Source organism: Cobetia sp. cqz5-12 (assembly GCF_016495405.1).
GTDB lineage: Bacteria > Pseudomonadota > Gammaproteobacteria > Pseudomonadales > Halomonadaceae > Cobetia.
The window spans coordinates 749,908-764,836 of sequence record NZ_CP044522.1; the positions used below are offsets into that span (position 1 = coordinate 749,908).

The following is a 14,929-nucleotide window of genomic DNA, read 5'->3' on the forward strand; positions in this document are numbered from 1 at the left end:
ATGCGTTGGGGTTGTGAAAACTCTGTCAGCGCAGGGCTTTGGCTGGCATGTCGCGCTTTTGGACGCCCCGCTGAGCGGTGACTGGATGGCAATCGTGCCGTCGGAGGGGCGTCACAGGTTTTCCCCATCATGTTTCTTCTTATACAGTGCCTTGCATATATCTTCGAGGACCAGACGCCATCATGACTCATGCGATTGCGGATTCCCGCGTTCCTGCACTGCTCGACTTCCTGTCTTCTTCTCCCACGCCGTGGCATGCGACGGCTTCCATGGCGCAGCGTCTTGAACAGGCGGGCTATCGCCGCCTCAGCGAGACGTCTTCCTGGCAGTTGGCGCCCGGTGAGCGCGCCTATGTCACGCGCAATGATTCCTCATTGATCGCCTTTCAGCTCCCGAAAGGTGATACGTCGCTGAGCTCGCTTCGGATGATCGGGGCGCACACCGATTCGCCCTGTCTGCGCCTGAAGCCCAATCCGGCACAGGCCAGTCAGGGCTGGTTGACGCTGGGCGTCGAGACCTATGGCGGCGTGCTGCTGAGCACCTGGTTCGATCGCGATCTGGGGCTTGCGGGCCGTGTCCAGGTGCGGCATGCGGACGGTCGTCGCGAGGCGCTGCTGCTGACGGTCATGCGCCCATTTGCCTGTGTGCCGAGCCTGGCGATCCATCTGGATCGTGACGTCAACAACGGGCGTGCCATCAATGCCCAGACCCAGATGTCTGCCGTGGTCATGCAGCTGGGGGACGAGGCCGGTACGCCCGCAAAGGTCTTCAATGCGCTGTTGACCGATCTGATCGAGGAGCAGCACGGCGTGCGGGTCGCGGATATCGTCGACTTCGAGCTGGGGTTGCATGATCTGCAGCCGGCGGCGCAGTCGGGGCTGAAAGGTGAGTTGATCACCAGTGCGCGCCTCGACAATCTGCTGTCCTGCTTCGTCGGTCTCGAGGCGCTGCTGGAGGCCGATGGCAGCCAGGGCTCGCTGTTCGTTGCCACTGATCACGAGGAAGTCGGCAGTGCCAGTGCCTGCGGTGCCCAGGGCCCCTTCCTGGCCGATGTGCTCAAGCGCATCAATCACTACGTCGGCTTGGACAGCGAAGAAGGCTATCAGTGCCTCGTACAGCGCTCCTTGATGATTTCTTGCGATAATGCCCACGCCGTGCACCCCAATTTTGCGGACAAGCATGATGCGGGGCATGGGCCGAAGTTGAATGCCGGCCCGGTCATCAAGGTCAATGCCAATCAGCGTTACGCCACCAACAGCACCACGGCCGGACTGTTCCGTGAGCTGTGTCGTGAGCAGGATGTGCCGGTGCAGACTTTCGTCAGTCGCGCCGACATGGGCTGTGGCAGCACCATCGGGCCGATCACCGCCAGCGAGGTGGGGGTGCCGACTCTGGATGTCGGGCTGCCGCAATGGGGCATGCACTCGATTCGTGAGACGTCCGGCAGTGCCGATGTTGCCATGCTGATCAAGGTGCTGGTGGCATTCTGCAATCGTGAGCAGCTGGACTGAGTCGAGCCGGATTGTGCTGAGATAGCGGGCGCGTATCGTAATATCGTATAAAGACGAGCATCAAAAAGGGCGGCCTGTGGGCCGCCCTTTTTGATGCTCGGGTTCTGGTTCGAGGGCTGCGGAGCAGGGTGTCGGATACGCGAGGTGTGAGTGGAGTCCGATCAAGGTTTCGGCGCAGAACGCGCGCAACGAAAAAGGCCTGACTGCAAGCAGTCAGGCCTTTCGAATCTCGGTTGGTGGCTACACCCTGATTTGAACAGGGGACCCCATCATTATGAGTGATGTGCTCTAACCAGCTGAGCTATGTAGCCGTCCAACGGAGGCGAATATTACGGATTGTCCGTGATGTTGTCAATGTATCAGTGCGAAAAAGTGGCAGAGAATTCATCAGGCTAGCGCTCAGGCCACGCAGCGAGGGCATAAGAGAGGTTTTTGCAGAGACCATCGCGGAGAGCGTCTCAGAGAGCATCGCCGAGGGTCTCGGTGAGTTCGCCAGTGAGAGTGCCAGGCAGAGCCTCTCGCGAGATGGCGCGTGCGATGAGGTCGCCACTGGCGCAGGCCAGCGTGAAGCCAAGACTGCCATGGCCGACGTTGAGCCACAGATTGTCCGGGCTGCCCGCTTGCCGAGGGCGGCCAAGGATAGGCGGCCCCTTGGGCGTGCTGGGGCGCAGCCCGGCCCAGGGGGTAGCCTGCGCGAAATCGCCGGCTTCGGGGAAGGTGTCGCTGGCCAGCTTGCGCAGGGCGGCAATGCGTTGCGCATCCAGTTCGGGGTGGAAGCTGTCGCGTTCCCGCTGACCGATATCCACCATCGCCGCGACGCGCAGCCGGCGCGATGCCGACGACTCCAGATCGGCATAGACCACCTTGCGTGCCGAGTCGGTGACGCTGATACGCGGGGAGGCTGCTTGTGGAATGTCCGCTGCCAGCGCCAAGGTGAGGCTATAGCCCTTGAGGGGTTGCAGGGGGAGGCGGATGCCCAATGGCTTCACCAGCTCACTTGAGTGATTGCCGGCCGCGATGACGACCTCTTCGACGGCAAGGCATTCTCGGCGGCCATCAAGGTGTCTGAGCTCGAGCTGCGCGATGCGTCCATTGTGTGCGCTCAGCGGGGCAACGCGCGTGTTGGCGAGGCGCGTGTAGCGCCCGGAGGCCTGCAGCTTGCGCTCCAGCGCCTGGCAGAAGGCATGGCAATCCGCCGTCTCATCCGAGGCGCTGAAGATGCCACCGGACAGATGGGCTTGCTGGTGGGCCAGTGAGGGCTCCAGCGCGATGCATTGACGTGCATCAAGTACCTGTTGGTCCTGTGGGGCGACGCGCGCCGCGGCTGCCTTGTCGAGCGTCGCCTGTTCACGATGGATCACCAGCTTGCCGCGCTGCTGCCAGGCGAAGTCATCGAGGACATCCCGTGTGCGCCACTCTGCCATCACCTGCTGGCTGTGCAGCGCCAGTGAGAGCATCTGCGCTGCGCTGGCCTGATGGGTACGGTGATTGCAGGCGGCCAGAAAGCGGGCCATCCAGCGCCATTGTGCGGAGGAAAGCCGCGGGCGCAGTTTCAGTGGTGCTTCATTGCCTGCCAGCAACCACTTGATGGCCTGACGGGGCACGCCGTCATCGGCCAGTGGCGCCACATAGCGATAGCTCAGCTGGCCGCCATTGGCGTGGCTGGTCTCGCTGGCGACCTCGGCATGGGCATCGATCAGAGTCACGCAGTGGCCGGCGCGCACCAGGGCATGGGCACTGGCGAGGCCGATCACGCCGCCTCCGATGACGGTCACGTGGTGTTGCATGCTGGGCTCCCGGGTCGCGAAGGTCGTGTTTCGTTGTGCTCGAGCTTGCCGGTCGCTGGCGTGAGTGGCGAATGAAAAGGATGTGCCGCCCCATAACCCGAGGTTATGGGGTAACCTGATGCGCGGGCGCTGAAGTGCGCCCTCAAGTGAACCCTCAAGCAAGCTCTCAAGTTAGCCTTCTAGACAATCGGACAGGGAGATAGCGCATGCGGCTCAGGGATCTGGAGATCTTTCACGCCGTCCTGCAGGCCGGCAGCGTGACCGGTGCGGCGCGGTTGCTGCATATCTCCCAGCCGGCGGCGAGCAAGGCGTTGCAGCAGGTCGAGCGGCAGTGGGGCATTACACTGTTCACGCGCAGTGCAGGGCAGCTTCATCCTACCGAGGAGGCGCGCAAGCTGGAGGCGGCCAGCCAGGGAATGCTGGGGCAGCTGGACGATGTGAGGCGGCTGGTCGATGGCTTGCGTGAGGGCGAGGCACGCACGCTCAAGGTGGTGGCAACGCCTGCCATCGCCCAGCAATTGCTGCCGCAGGCGCTGGGGCAGTGGCGCCGGCGTCAGCCGCGAGTCAGCTGTGAGCTGGCGACCCAGCATACCCGCGAGATCGTCGATGCTCTGCTGCTGCATGAGGTCGATATCGCCTTCACGCTGAGTGCGCCGACGCATCCTGCGCTGATGACGCGCCCGCTGGTGCGCATGCCGCTCCTGGTGCTCGCGCCTGAGGGGTATTGGGCACAGGACTGTCAGCAAGCGCCGATGACGGTGGCGGAACTCGCCGGTCAGCGCCTGATCGCGCTGGGGGCGCACGACCCGCTGGCGCGGCGACTCGATGGTTTGCTGGCGCGCGTGGCGCAGGAAGCTTCAAGCGCTTTGCCATCTTCACCGCGCATCGTGACACGAGTGCAGACCTATCCACTGGCGGCGGCGCTGGTTCAGGCGGGGGAGGGGCTGGCGGTGGTCGATGCGCTCACGGCGCATGCCGCCATCAGGGAGCGTGGCTTGAGCGCGCGTCAGTTGCCCCAGGCGGGTGAGCTGGAGTTGAGCGCCGTGTGGCGACGCGAGGCGGGTCGCTCGCGGCTGGCGCAGTCGCTGGCAGACCAGCTCGCCAGACAGGCCGCGCAATGGCTGGAAGTGCCAGTGTTCGAAGCATGAACAAGGCTGGTGAATGGTGTTCGCATGATGAGAACGCAGAACGCCCCTGACCTCGTGGGAGATCAGGGGCGTTTTATGCAGCATCAGACGCTTTCAGGCTGGCTCACCAGGCACTGACTGCGCCCGAGGCCTCAGACATTGAAGCGATAGTGCACCACGTCGCCATCCTTGAGGATGTAGTCCTTGCCTTCCAGGCGCCACTTCCCGGCATCCTTGGCACCTTGCTCGCCCTTGTAGGCGATGAAGTCGTCATAGGAGATGACTTCGGCGCGAATGAAGCCTTTCTGGAAGTCGGTGTGGATGACGCCGGCGCCTTCCGGTGCGGTAGCGCCGATCTTGACGGTCCAGGCACGCACTTCCTTCACGCCAGCGGTGAAGTAGGTCTGCAGGCCCAGCAGCTCGTAACCGGCACGGATGACGCGATCCAGGCCCGGCTCTTCCATGCCCAGCTCGTCGAGGAACATCTCGCGCTCTTCCTCGTCCAGCTCGGCGATCTCGGCTTCGATCTTGTTGCACACCGGCACGACGCTGGCGCCTTCATTGGCAGCGATGCCACGCACGATATCGAGGTAGGGATTGTTCTCGAAGCCCTCCTCGCTGACGTTGGCGATGTACATGGTCGGCTTGAGGGTCAGGAAGCCGAAGCCACGCACGATCTTGAGGTCGTCATCGCTGAGGCCGAAGCTGCGCAGCGGCTGGCCTTCGGCCAGGTGCGGCTGGATACGCTCCAGTACGGCCTTGGTGGCGATGGCTTCCTTGTCGCCACCCTTGGCGACACGTGCCAGGCGCTGGATGCTGCGCTCGACGCTGTCGAGGTCGGCCAGGGCCAGCTCGATGTTGATGGTTTCAATGTCGGCGGCCGGATCGACGTGGTTGGCGACGTGGATGACATTGTCATCCTCAAAGCAGCGCACCACGTGTGCGATGGCATCGGTCTCGCGGATGTTGGCCAGGAACTTGTTGCCCAGACCTTCGCCCTTGGAAGCGCCCGCGACCAGACCCGCGATGTCGACGAATTCCATGGTGGTCGGGATCACCTTCTCCGGCTTGACGATCTCGGCCAGCGCGTTCAGGCGAGGGTCAGGCATCGGCACGATGCCGGTGTTCGGCTCGATGGTGCAGAAGGGGAAGTTCTCGGCGTCAATGCCAGACTTGGTCAGTGCATTGAAGAGAGTGGACTTGCCGACGTTCGGCAGGCCGACGATGCCGCAATTGAAACCCATGGCGCTAGATCCTGGTGTGACGTATCGAATGGGGCGTGGCGCTGGCAGTCGTCTCGACCAGCAGGCTCTGAGTGCACGGGCACTGGGCATGCGGGGAAACGAGTGGGCAGGCACGGAATGAAGACAGGCGGGAAGTGTAAGGCCTCATGCCGCCGAGGTCATCCATTGGGCGCATGTCGCGCGACAAATGATGCCTTTTGCTGCTGATCGCGTGGCGAGACGCGCGCACGCAAGCGAGGTGATGCGCTGAGCGAATCACCGAAATTCGGAGAGGGGTGATGCCGGGTGTTGCAGAGGTTCAGCTCTTGAAGGAATGCAGGCGATTCATGGCCCGCGCCCATTCGCCACTGATGGCGTCGGGGAGGGTCATCACCACTTCGTCGATGGCGTCGTCGATGGACTGGCGTTCAGCCTTGCCGGGACGTCCGAGCACGAAGTTGGTCACCAGCTTGGCATTGCCGGGGTGGCCGATGCCGATGCGGGCACGATGGAACGATTTGTCGTTGCCCAGTGCGCTGATGATGTCGCGCAATCCGTTGTGACCACCATGGCCGCCACCCTGCTTGTAGCGGGCGGTGCCGGGGTCGATGTCCAGCTCATCGTGGGCGACGAGCAGTTCATCCGGGGCGAGCTTGTAGAAGTTGCACAATGCGGCCACGGCCTGACCGCTGCGATTCATGAACGTCGATGGGAACAGCAAATGCAGATCCTGACCGGCGAAGTGGACCTTCGCGTATTGGCCATGGAACTTGCGTTCCGGACGCAACGTGGTGTGACCGTGGCGCGCAAGAGCGTCAAGGAGCCAGACGCCGGCATTGTGACGGGTGTCTTCGTATTCGCTCCCCGGGTTACCGAGGCCGATGATCGCTTTCACTCGTGACATGCGCTGTCTGGCTCCTTGATCAGGCTGCGTTATTCTGCAGCAGGTGCTTCTTCGCCTTCAGCAGCATCTTCTGCGTCAGCAGAGATGTTCGGACGAGTGACGTTGACCACAGCGGTGTCGTGATCGGCACCGTGGGACAGGGCAACGGACTCGGCGCCTTCCGGCAGAGCGATGTCGGACAGGTGCAGGGTGTGGCCAACTTCCAGCTTGGACACGTCCAGCTCCAGGTATTCCGGCAGGGCGGCCGGCAGGCAGCTGATTTCGACGTCAGTCGCCAGGACGTGCAGGACGCCGTCCTGGTCCTTGACACCGACACAGGCTTCCTGACCAGTGATGTGCAGCGGCACGTTCATGGTCAGTTTGTGGGTCGGATCGATGCGCAGGAAGTCGACGTGAGTCAGCAGCGGCTTGAACGGGTGACGCTGCAGGTCACGGATGACGACTTTCTCGGTCTTGCCCGCAACATTCAGGGTGATGATGGAGGAGTAGAACGCCTCATCGTCAACCGCCTTGTACAGGCTCGGCTTGTCGATCATGACCGGAGTCGGGGCCTGGTCGGCACCGTAGATGATGGCCGGCACGAAGTCGTTCGTACGACGCAGGCGGCGGCTCGCACCTTTCCCCAGGTCTTCACGAACTTCAGCATTCAGTTTGAACAGTTTCATTTTGCAGATACCTCAAGGGTCTAATGAGAATCCGGCAGCCCCCGCGACCAGAGCGCTACCGGATCCATGAGGCCGGCCCGGAGATTTCCGGGCCGGCCGCTTGTCGGCAGATGACGGATCATCTGCCGTTGTCAGTGCCTGTTCCACGAGCAGCGGCGAGCAGGGCCCGCCGACAGGACTCAGTGGAACATGGCGCTGACGGATTCTTCATTGCTGACGCGACGGATCGCCTCGGCGATCAGGCCAGCGACTGTCAGCTGGCGGATCTTGCCGGAACGACGCGCGGCGTCGGACAGCGGGATGGTGTCGGCAACCACCACTTCGTCGAGGACGGAGTTGGTGATGTTGTCGACCGCCGGGCCGGACAGGATCGCGTGGGACGCATAGGCCACGACGCGGTTGGCGCCATGATCCTTGAGTGCCTCGCCCGCCTTGCACAGGGTGCCGGCGGTATCGATCATGTCATCGACCAGCACACAGGTGCGGTCCTTGATATCACCGATGATGTTCATCACCTGGGCCTGGTTGGCCTGGGGACGACGCTTGTCGATGATGGCCAGCTCGCAGTTGAGCTGCTTGGCGATGGCACGGGCACGTACCACGCCGCCCACATCCGGGGAGACGACGATCAGATTGTCATAGTTCTGACGTTCGATGTCGTCGAGCAGGATCGGTGAGCCGTAGACGTTGTCCACCGGCACATCGAAGAAGCCCTGGATCTGATCGGCATGCAGGTCCATGGTCATGACGCGATTGACGCCAGCCTTGACCATCATGTCCGCGACCACCTTCGCCGAGATCGGCACGCGAGCAGAGCGCACGCGGCGGTCCTGACGGGCGTAACCGAAGTAGGGAACGACCGCAGTGATACGCGCCGCAGACGCACGACGCAACGCGTCCACCATCAGGATCAGCTCCATCAGGTTGTCGTTGGTCGGTGCGCAGGTGGACTGCATGATGAAGACGTCCTTGCCGCGGACGTTTTCGTTGATTTCTACCGCAATCTCGCCATCGCTGAACTGACCGACGGTTGCATGGCCCAGGCGGGTATCGAGGGCTTCAGCTACCTTGCGGGCGAGAGCGGGATTGGCATTCCCCGCGAATACCATCAGTTTTGACACGCGCAGCCACCTTTGGAGTCTTGTGGGATCTCGGGAGTGGAGAATTCCGGGTTGACCGGGAACGGCCAGGATTGGCTGGGGTACCAGGATTCGAACCTGGGAATGTCGGTACCAGAAACCGGTGCCTTACCACTTGGCGATACCCCAGCAACGTTCACTTCAACCAGTTGCTGTGCTCAGGCCGAAGCCAGAGCGGCATGTAGAGGGGAGATATTGCAACCGCGTGCCGAGAAGGCGTGCCACATCGGGCGCTCGAGTTCGAGTCGACCCAGCACCTCGCTGGCCTGTCGTGCGTCGTCAAACGCACAGAACACACAGGCGCCGGTGCCCGTCAGTCTGGCGGTGCCGAACTGGTCCAGCCAGTCCAGGGCGTCGGCGACTGCCGGGTACAAAGTGCGCACTACGACTTCACAGTCGTTGCGGCCCCCCTGCAGTGCGCGCGCCATACTAATCGCGAGGCTGGAACGTGTCAATTGCGGGTGGCCGAACACGGCGGGTGTCGCGACCTCGATTCCGGGGTGGATCACCACGAACCATGGGGTGTCCAGCGGGGCCGGCACCAGGCGTTCACCGATGCCTTCGGCCCAGGCGGCGAAGCCGCGCACGAAGACCGGCACATCCGCGCCAAGCGACAGGCCGAGCTCGGCAAGGGCATCTTCGCCAAGCTCGAGCCCCCAGAGTCTGTCCAGTGCCAGCAGGGTCGTGGCGGCGTCGCTGCTGCCGCCCCCCAGACCGCCGCCCATCGGCAGCACCTTCTCGAGTCGGATATCGACCCCCGGCAGGGCGCCTGTACTCGCCACCTTGCCACGGGCGACTGCCGCTTCTCTCAACAGGCGCGCGGCGCGCACGATCAGGTTGGCCTCTTCGGGCACACCTTCAATAGGCGGCGAGAGGCGGATGGCCTCATCGTCGCGCAGCGTGAAGCTGAGGTTGTCGCCGTGCTCGAGAAACTGGAACAGCGTCTGCAGCTCGTGATAGCCATCGGCGCGCTGGCCCGTGATATGCAGCATGCGGTTGAGCTTGGCCGGTGCCGGCAGGGTGAGAGTCATGGTCGATGCGAATGCGGATGCAGCTGTCGTCATGGAAGAAGGAGAAGGTGTCACGATCACAGCGCCTGCCACTGGTTGACGATCAGAGTGGCGGTGAGGTCGCCGTAGTAGAGCTTCATCTTGCGCGGCAGCCACAGGCCTTCGGCGCGGGTCCAGTCCTGATAGTCCACTTCCCAGCCGTTCTGGTAGAGGGTGGTCGGGAAGCCCAGTTCATCTGTCTCGAGGTCATGCTCACCAGCGGCCGGTACGCCGCGTACCCAGTTGTCTAGGGCGCCCAGAGGCAATGACCAGCCCAGTTGCGCCAGCATCAGGCTCTCGGCATCCGGGGCCTCGAAGTCCCCCTCGGAGGAGGAGAGGCGCACGCCATCGGTGTCGCGGATCAGGGTCGTGCGCCCCGCGCCCAGCGGGCCGGTGATCAGCATGTGGTAGTCATCGCCGTCCTGCTGCCAGTCGAGGTTGGCGCTGTGGCCTTCCTCGGGGGTGCGAATGCCGACCTTGCCCGCCAGCTGCCAGTGGGTCAGGGCGGCGAGTTGTGCGTCCTGTTGCTGCCAGTCGCCATCGCTGCGCGTCAGGTCCCCGGCATTGTCGCTGGCCATCTGGCTGGCGCAGCCGCTGAGTACCAGGGTCATGGCCAGCAGGGCTGGCCCGAGCAGGCGGCGTGCCTGGCTCGGCAGGGAGAGTGGCAGGGGAGAAGTGATCATGACGCGAAAGCCTTCCGGATGGCGAGAAGATGAGTGGCGGTGAGTGAGACTCCACTCACTGACGGGTCAGGATAATGGACTCGCCAGTGGGCAGAAAGTGCCGGATGTCCTGGCAGTGCCCTTCAGGGGGCGTCGACGACCGGGCGCAGTTCGGGGATGTGCTGGAACAGGGCTTCGAGCTCGCTGGCTTCTTCGAAGCGCTCGCTCAGCTCTATCGCCAGGCCGCGGGCTTCATCCTCGCGGCCCAGCGCCCATAGCACCTCGATGAGATGAGCGCCGATCTCGGCATCCTGCTGCTGGGCCCAGGCGGCTTCCAGCGGTGCCAGCGCATTGTCGAGGTCGTCGGTCAGATAGCGCCCCCAGCCGAGGCTGTCCAGAATGGCCGCGTCGTCGGGCGACAGCGCGTGGGCGCGCTCGATCAAGGCCAGCGCTTCCTCGAGGCGGTCCGTCTCCACCAGCAGGGTGTAGCCGAGCGCGTTGTAGGCGCTGGCGTTGTCGGGTTCCAGTGCGATGACTTCCCGCAGGTCCTCTTCCATGCCGCCCAGCTGATCATCTTCCAGTCGGCGGATGCCGCGCAGGAACAGCAGGCTGCCCAGCTCGCTCTCCAGGGTGTTGCGCGTGTCGGCCTGCTGGGCGGCGCTGGCCTGCGCAAGCGCCTTGCGACGCGTGGTGATGCTGCTGCTCAGCAGTGCATCGGCCTCGGCATGCGCCTCCTGGGAGTCGAGCAGGTCGATCTCGAAGCTGAGCAGCGTCATGGCATGACGCGGATGACGCAGGCGTTCCACGGCCAGGAACTGGCGGGCCTCGTCCGTGCGCTCATGTTCGACCAGCAGCTGGGCGGCGCGGGCGCGGCTGGAGATGTAGCGTTCGCCGTCCGGCACCTGACGGTAGTAAAGGATGGCGTTGTCGACATCGCCGCTGGACTCGGCGGCCAGCCCCAGCAGGGCGTAGGCGGCGTCCGGCACCGGGTCTTCATCGAGCAGTGGCAGCAGCAGGCGATGGGCGTCCTCGGGCGAATCGGCATCAAGATAGAGACTGGCCAGCGCCAGGCGCAGACGTGGCGCGTTGGGATGGCGGGAGATGAGACTGTCGATGCGCTCGCGTGCCGCGTCCAGATCGCCGCTGGCCAGTTCGGTCTGCGCGGCGCTCAGGATCAGGCGGCTGTCATCGGGAGCGATCTCCAGGCCCTGGGCCACCGCGCGCCGCGCCGCCTCGAGACGCCCCGCGCTGCGTTCGATCTCGCTGCGCGCCAGCCAGAGCTCTGCCAACGTGGCGTGAGCACTCTCCAGACGCACCAGGCGTGCACGCGCCTGGGTCTCATTGCCCAGCGCTGCCTCGAACAGTGCCGCGGCAATCCCGGGCATCGGCTGCTCGGGATGCTGGGCGATATGCGTCTCCAGCATCGCCAGCAGGGGTTCGAGTTCGGCGCCGGCATCGATCGCCTGCTCGGCCAGGGTCGCCAGATTGCCATTGCCGCCACTGGTGGTGAGCATCAGGCGCTGCTCGAGCGCGGCCTGCCAGTCGCCTCGTTCGACCGCCAGGCGGGCGCGGATGATGCCGGGCTCGCTGGCAGACTCATCGAGTTGCTGCCAGCGTTCGGCGGCGCGCTCCAGCAGGGCCGGGTTATCGGCGAAACGGGCCGCTAGCACGGCGCGTCGCGCCAGTTCCGGGTCATCGAAGTGACGGCTGGCGGCCAGATAGCCATTGGCAGCGCGGGGATAGTCACCGCGCTGTCCGGCGAGTTCGGCGCCCAGCAGCTGGTTGAGGCTGTCGGCATCCAGGCCCTGCTGGATGGGCGGCGCCGTGGCCAGAGGGTCGGGCTGTGCCGACAGGGGCGCGGAGTCGCTCATCGACTGACAGCCGGTCATGCCCAGCAGTAGCCCGCCTACGATGCAGGACTTCCACCCGCCGCGCGGGCGACGGGGGGCATCAAGAGAGGCGAGAGCGTGCGGGGGGCTATGTTCTGCGGCAGTCGAAGCGTGCATGCAACCTCGCGTTTGTCAGTGGGAGCAGGATGAGAGAACGGGGCGGTCGAGCCGTAGACCAGGTCATGCGCGCAGCATGGCGCTGACGAAGGCGTCGTGTCTCGCAGCATAACGGCTGGCGGCGAGCGGGGATAGCGTTGCCGACGTGAGGAAGTGGCATGCCCCACCAGATGCCTCGTACGCCGAAAGATCCGTCGCGCGGGCTGATAGCGATAGCCTGCCAGCATCATGGAAAATCCTCATCGGCTGCGACGTGCTGCGGGGTCGCGCGGTACAGACGCTGTGGTAGAATGAGCGCGCTAATATTACGATCTCAGCCGCTTCGGCAGCCTCGTGTGCCTTTATGACAGCCGCCTTTGTCCCCATTGAGTCGACATGTGCAAAGGTGCCGAGCCTGCGCGGATTGCCTGCTGTCCTGGCCCTTGCCTCGCGGCAGGCCAGCACCGAGAGCCGCCTGACATTGACGCCGATTCCTGCCGGCCAGACCCTGACGACTGACTCCATGACCCTTCTTGCCCTTGGCATCAATCACCGCACCGCCGCCGTTGACGTGCGCGAGCGCGTTGCTTTCACGCCTGCGCAGCTCGATGCCGCGCTGGGCGAATTGAAGCGCCTGCCGGCGGTCTCCGAAGCGGCGGTGCTGTCGACCTGCAATCGTACCGAGCTCTACTGCGTGACCAGCGATGGCGCCAAGTCGGTGCTCGAGTGGCTGGGGCGCTTTCACCGCCTGCCGGTGGAGGAGCTGACGCGCTGCAGCTATCAGCACCTGGGAGAAGAGGCGGTACGCCACCTGATCCGCGTCGCGGTGGGGCTGGACTCGATGGTGCTGGGCGAGCCGCAGATTCTGGGCCAGCTCAAGGACGCCTATCAGTTCGCGCGCAACTCGGTGGGTCTGGGCGGTGAGCTCGAGCAGCTCTTCCAGCATATCTTCCAGGTCGCCAAGCAGGTACGCACCGAGACCGGTATCGGCGAGAACCCCGTCTCGGTAGCCTACGCCGCCGTCAGCATGGCCAGCCACATCTTCGATGACTTCTCGCGGGCCAATGCCTTGTTGATCGGTGCCGGCGAGACCATCGAACTCGTCGCGCGTCATCTCAAGGAAGCGGGCATCGCCAACCTGTGCATCGCCAACCGCACCGTGTCGCGCGCCGAGCGTCTGGCTGATGAGCTGGGCGGGAGCGCCATCGGCCTGGAAGGCATCCCGCATGCCCTCGAGAATGCCGATATCGTGATAGCCTCCACCGCTTCCCAGCTGCCGATTCTCGGCAAGGGCATGGTGGAGCGCGCGCTCAAGAAGCGTCGCTACAAGCCGGTGTTCATGGTCGACATCGCCGTGCCGCGCGATATCGAGCCGCAGGTCGGTGACCTCGACGACGTCTTCCTCTATACCGTCGATGACCTGCAGGAAGTGATCGACGAGAATCGTCGCCACCGCGAGCTGGCTGCTGCCCAGGCAGAAGAGCTGATTCGCCAGGGTGTCAACGCCTGGCAGCACCTCAAGCGGGTGCGCAGTGGTGGCGAAGTCATCAAGCGCTACCGCAGCCATGGCGAGCAACTGCGCGCCGAATGCGAGGCGCAGGCGCTGGCGGAGCTCGATCAGGGACGCGACCCCCAGGAAGTGGTCGCGCAGCTGGCTCGCCAGCTGGCCAATCGCTTCATGCATCACCCGACGCTGGCACTGCGCCAGGCCTCGGGAGACGATCGCCAGGATATTCTTCAGACGGCCCAGACGCTTCTGCTCGCGCCGGCTGATTCATCACAGGACCCTTCATGAAAGACAGCCTCATCTCCAAGCTCGACACCTTCCATGACCGCTTCGAGGAGATCTCCGCACTGTTGTCGGAGCCCGAAGTGATCGGGAACCAGGCCAGGTTCCGCGACCTGTCGCGGGAGTATGCCGAGCTTGAGCCATTGATCGAGGCATGGCGCCGCCATCGCGGCCTGAACGAAGACCGTGACGCCGCGCTGGCGATGGCGGAGGACAGTGACCCCGAGATGCGCGACATGGCGCGTGAGGAAGTCCGCGATACCGATGCCGCGCTTGAGGTGCTGGAAGCCGAGATCACCCAGCTGCTGATTCCGCGTGACCCGGATGATGGCGCCAACGTCTTCCTCGAGGTGCGCGCCGGCACGGGCGGTGACGAGGCGGCGCTGTTCGCCGGTGACCTGTTCAAGATGTACTCGCGCTACGCCGAGCTCAAGGGCTGGAAGGTCGAGACCGTCAGCGCCAGTCACGGCGAGCACGGCGGCTTCAAGGAAGTCATCGCCCGCGTCAAGGGCGAAGGCGTCTACTCGCGCCTCAAGTTCGAGTCCGGCGCGCACCGTGTGCAGCGCGTGCCTGCTACCGAATCCCAGGGGCGTATCCATACCTCGGCCTGCACCGTGGCGGTGATGCCCGAGGCCGATGAAGTCGGTGACGTCGACATCAATCCGGCCGACCTGCGCGTGGATACCTATCGCAGCTCCGGCGCCGGTGGTCAGCACGTCAACACCACGGATTCCGCGATTCGCATCACCCACCTGCCCACCGGCGTGGTGGTGGAGTGTCAGGACGAGCGCAGTCAGCACAAGAACCGCGCGCGCGCCATGTCACTGCTGGCGGCGCGTCTCAAGCAGGCCGCGGTGGACAGCCAGGCACAGGCCACCTCCGATGCGCGTCGCAAGCTGGTCGGCTCGGGCGATCGCTCCGAGCGCATCCGGACCTACAACTTCCCGCAGGGGCGTCTGACCGATCACCGCATCAACCTGACGCTCTACAAGCTCAATGAAGTGATCGCCGGCCAGCTGGACGAGGTGATCGAGCCGCTGGTGGTGGAATACCAGGCCGATCAGCTGACCGCATTGCAGGAGCAATAA

Annotated in this window: 12 protein-coding genes and 2 tRNA genes; 4 read left to right on the top strand and 10 right to left on the bottom strand. The window is 64.2% G+C overall.

Annotated elements, in window-relative coordinates:
- Positions 1–182: 182 nt before the first annotated feature.
- Complete coding sequence (locus tag F8A90_RS03180; protein ID WP_200018935.1) at positions 183–1,511, top strand: M18 family aminopeptidase; 1,329 nt, start codon at positions 183–185, stop codon at positions 1,509–1,511.
- 234 nt (positions 1,512–1,745) lie between these two features.
- Here F8A90_RS03180 and F8A90_RS03185 read toward each other — a convergent pair.
- A tRNA-Met gene (locus F8A90_RS03185) sits at positions 1,746–1,822 on the bottom strand.
- A gap of 147 nt (positions 1,823–1,969) precedes the next feature.
- Complete coding sequence (locus F8A90_RS03190) at positions 1,970–3,298, bottom strand: D-amino acid dehydrogenase (protein ID WP_200018936.1); 1,329 nt, start codon at positions 3,296–3,298, stop codon at positions 1,970–1,972.
- Positions 3,299–3,504: 206 nt separating this feature from the next.
- Between F8A90_RS03190 and F8A90_RS03195 the strand changes: the two genes are divergently transcribed.
- The gene (locus tag F8A90_RS03195) at positions 3,505–4,446 is read left to right on the top strand and encodes a LysR family transcriptional regulator (protein ID WP_200018938.1); all 942 of its coding nucleotides are present in this window, start codon (positions 3,505–3,507) and stop codon (positions 4,444–4,446) included.
- A gap of 131 nt (positions 4,447–4,577) precedes the next feature.
- Here F8A90_RS03195 and ychF read toward each other — a convergent pair whose 3' ends face one another.
- The 8 genes from ychF to F8A90_RS03235 form a co-directional block, all read right to left on the bottom strand.
- Positions 4,578–5,669, bottom strand: a complete 1,092-nt coding sequence (gene ychF / locus F8A90_RS03200; RefSeq protein ID WP_107335448.1) for a redox-regulated ATPase YchF — start codon at positions 5,667–5,669, stop codon at positions 4,578–4,580.
- 298 nt (positions 5,670–5,967) lie between these two features.
- Positions 5,968–6,552 carry an aminoacyl-tRNA hydrolase gene (pth, locus tag F8A90_RS03205; protein ID WP_200018940.1) on the bottom strand — a complete coding sequence of 195 codons (585 nt, stop codon included), beginning with the start codon at positions 6,550–6,552 and terminating at the stop codon, positions 5,968–5,970.
- 29 nt (positions 6,553–6,581) lie between these two features.
- The gene (locus F8A90_RS03210; protein WP_166019139.1) at positions 6,582–7,217 is read right to left on the bottom strand and encodes a 50S ribosomal protein L25/general stress protein Ctc; all 636 of its coding nucleotides are present in this window, start codon (positions 7,215–7,217) and stop codon (positions 6,582–6,584) included.
- 179 nt (positions 7,218–7,396) lie between these two features.
- Positions 7,397–8,338, bottom strand: a complete 942-nt coding sequence (locus F8A90_RS03215; RefSeq protein WP_172978614.1) for a ribose-phosphate pyrophosphokinase — start codon at positions 8,336–8,338, stop codon at positions 7,397–7,399.
- Between the two features lie 72 nt (positions 8,339–8,410).
- Positions 8,411–8,485, bottom strand: a tRNA-Gln gene (locus F8A90_RS03220).
- Positions 8,486–8,514: 29 nt separating this feature from the next.
- Positions 8,515–9,387 (bottom strand): 4-(cytidine 5'-diphospho)-2-C-methyl-D-erythritol kinase, encoded by an 873-nt coding sequence (gene ispE / locus F8A90_RS03225; RefSeq protein ID WP_200018942.1) that lies wholly within the window; start codon positions 9,385–9,387, stop codon positions 8,515–8,517.
- 56 nt (positions 9,388–9,443) lie between these two features.
- Positions 9,444–10,088 carry a lipoprotein insertase outer membrane protein LolB gene (lolB, locus tag F8A90_RS03230; RefSeq protein WP_200018944.1) on the bottom strand — a complete coding sequence of 215 codons (645 nt, stop codon included), beginning with the start codon at positions 10,086–10,088 and terminating at the stop codon, positions 9,444–9,446.
- A 122-nt stretch (positions 10,089–10,210) separates the two neighbouring features.
- Positions 10,211–11,938: a DUF6584 family protein gene (locus F8A90_RS03235; protein WP_200018946.1), complete on the bottom strand. Its 1,728-nt coding sequence runs from the start codon at positions 11,936–11,938 to the stop codon at positions 10,211–10,213.
- Between the two features lie 637 nt (positions 11,939–12,575).
- Between F8A90_RS03235 and hemA the strand changes: the two genes are divergently transcribed.
- Both hemA and prfA read left to right on the top strand, forming a co-directional pair.
- Positions 12,576–13,847, top strand: a complete 1,272-nt coding sequence (hemA, locus tag F8A90_RS03240; RefSeq protein WP_166019143.1) for a glutamyl-tRNA reductase — start codon at positions 12,576–12,578, stop codon at positions 13,845–13,847.
- The gene (prfA, locus tag F8A90_RS03245) at positions 13,844–14,929 is read left to right on the top strand and encodes a peptide chain release factor 1 (protein ID WP_200018948.1); all 1,086 of its coding nucleotides are present in this window, start codon (positions 13,844–13,846) and stop codon (positions 14,927–14,929) included. Before hemA ends, prfA begins: the two co-directional genes overlap by 4 nt.

Bases quoted from the DNA above. Each gene is read 5' to 3' on its own strand.
- F8A90_RS03180 (WP_200018935.1), top strand. From the start codon at position 183: ATGACTCATGCGATTGCGGATTCCCGCGTTCCTGCACTGCTCGACTTC.
- F8A90_RS03190 (WP_200018936.1), bottom strand. From the start codon at position 3,298: ATGCAACACCACGTGACCGTCATCGGAGGCGGCGTGATCGGCCTCGCC.
- F8A90_RS03195 (WP_200018938.1), top strand. From the start codon at position 3,505: ATGCGGCTCAGGGATCTGGAGATCTTTCACGCCGTCCTGCAGGCCGGC.
- ychF (WP_107335448.1), bottom strand. From the start codon at position 5,669: ATGGGTTTCAATTGCGGCATCGTCGGCCTGCCGAACGTCGGCAAGTCC.
- pth (WP_200018940.1), bottom strand. From the start codon at position 6,552: ATGTCACGAGTGAAAGCGATCATCGGCCTCGGTAACCCGGGGAGCGAA.
- F8A90_RS03210 (WP_166019139.1), bottom strand. From the start codon at position 7,217: ATGAAACTGTTCAAACTGAATGCTGAAGTTCGTGAAGACCTGGGGAAA.
- ispE (WP_200018942.1), bottom strand. From the start codon at position 9,387: ATGACTCTCACCCTGCCGGCACCGGCCAAGCTCAACCGCATGCTGCAT.
- lolB (WP_200018944.1), bottom strand. From the start codon at position 10,088: ATGATCACTTCTCCCCTGCCACTCTCCCTGCCGAGCCAGGCACGCCGC.
- F8A90_RS03235 (WP_200018946.1), bottom strand. From the start codon at position 11,938: ATGAGCGACTCCGCGCCCCTGTCGGCACAGCCCGACCCTCTGGCCACG.
- hemA (WP_166019143.1), top strand. From the start codon at position 12,576: ATGACCCTTCTTGCCCTTGGCATCAATCACCGCACCGCCGCCGTTGAC.
- prfA (WP_200018948.1), top strand. From the start codon at position 13,844: ATGAAAGACAGCCTCATCTCCAAGCTCGACACCTTCCATGACCGCTTC.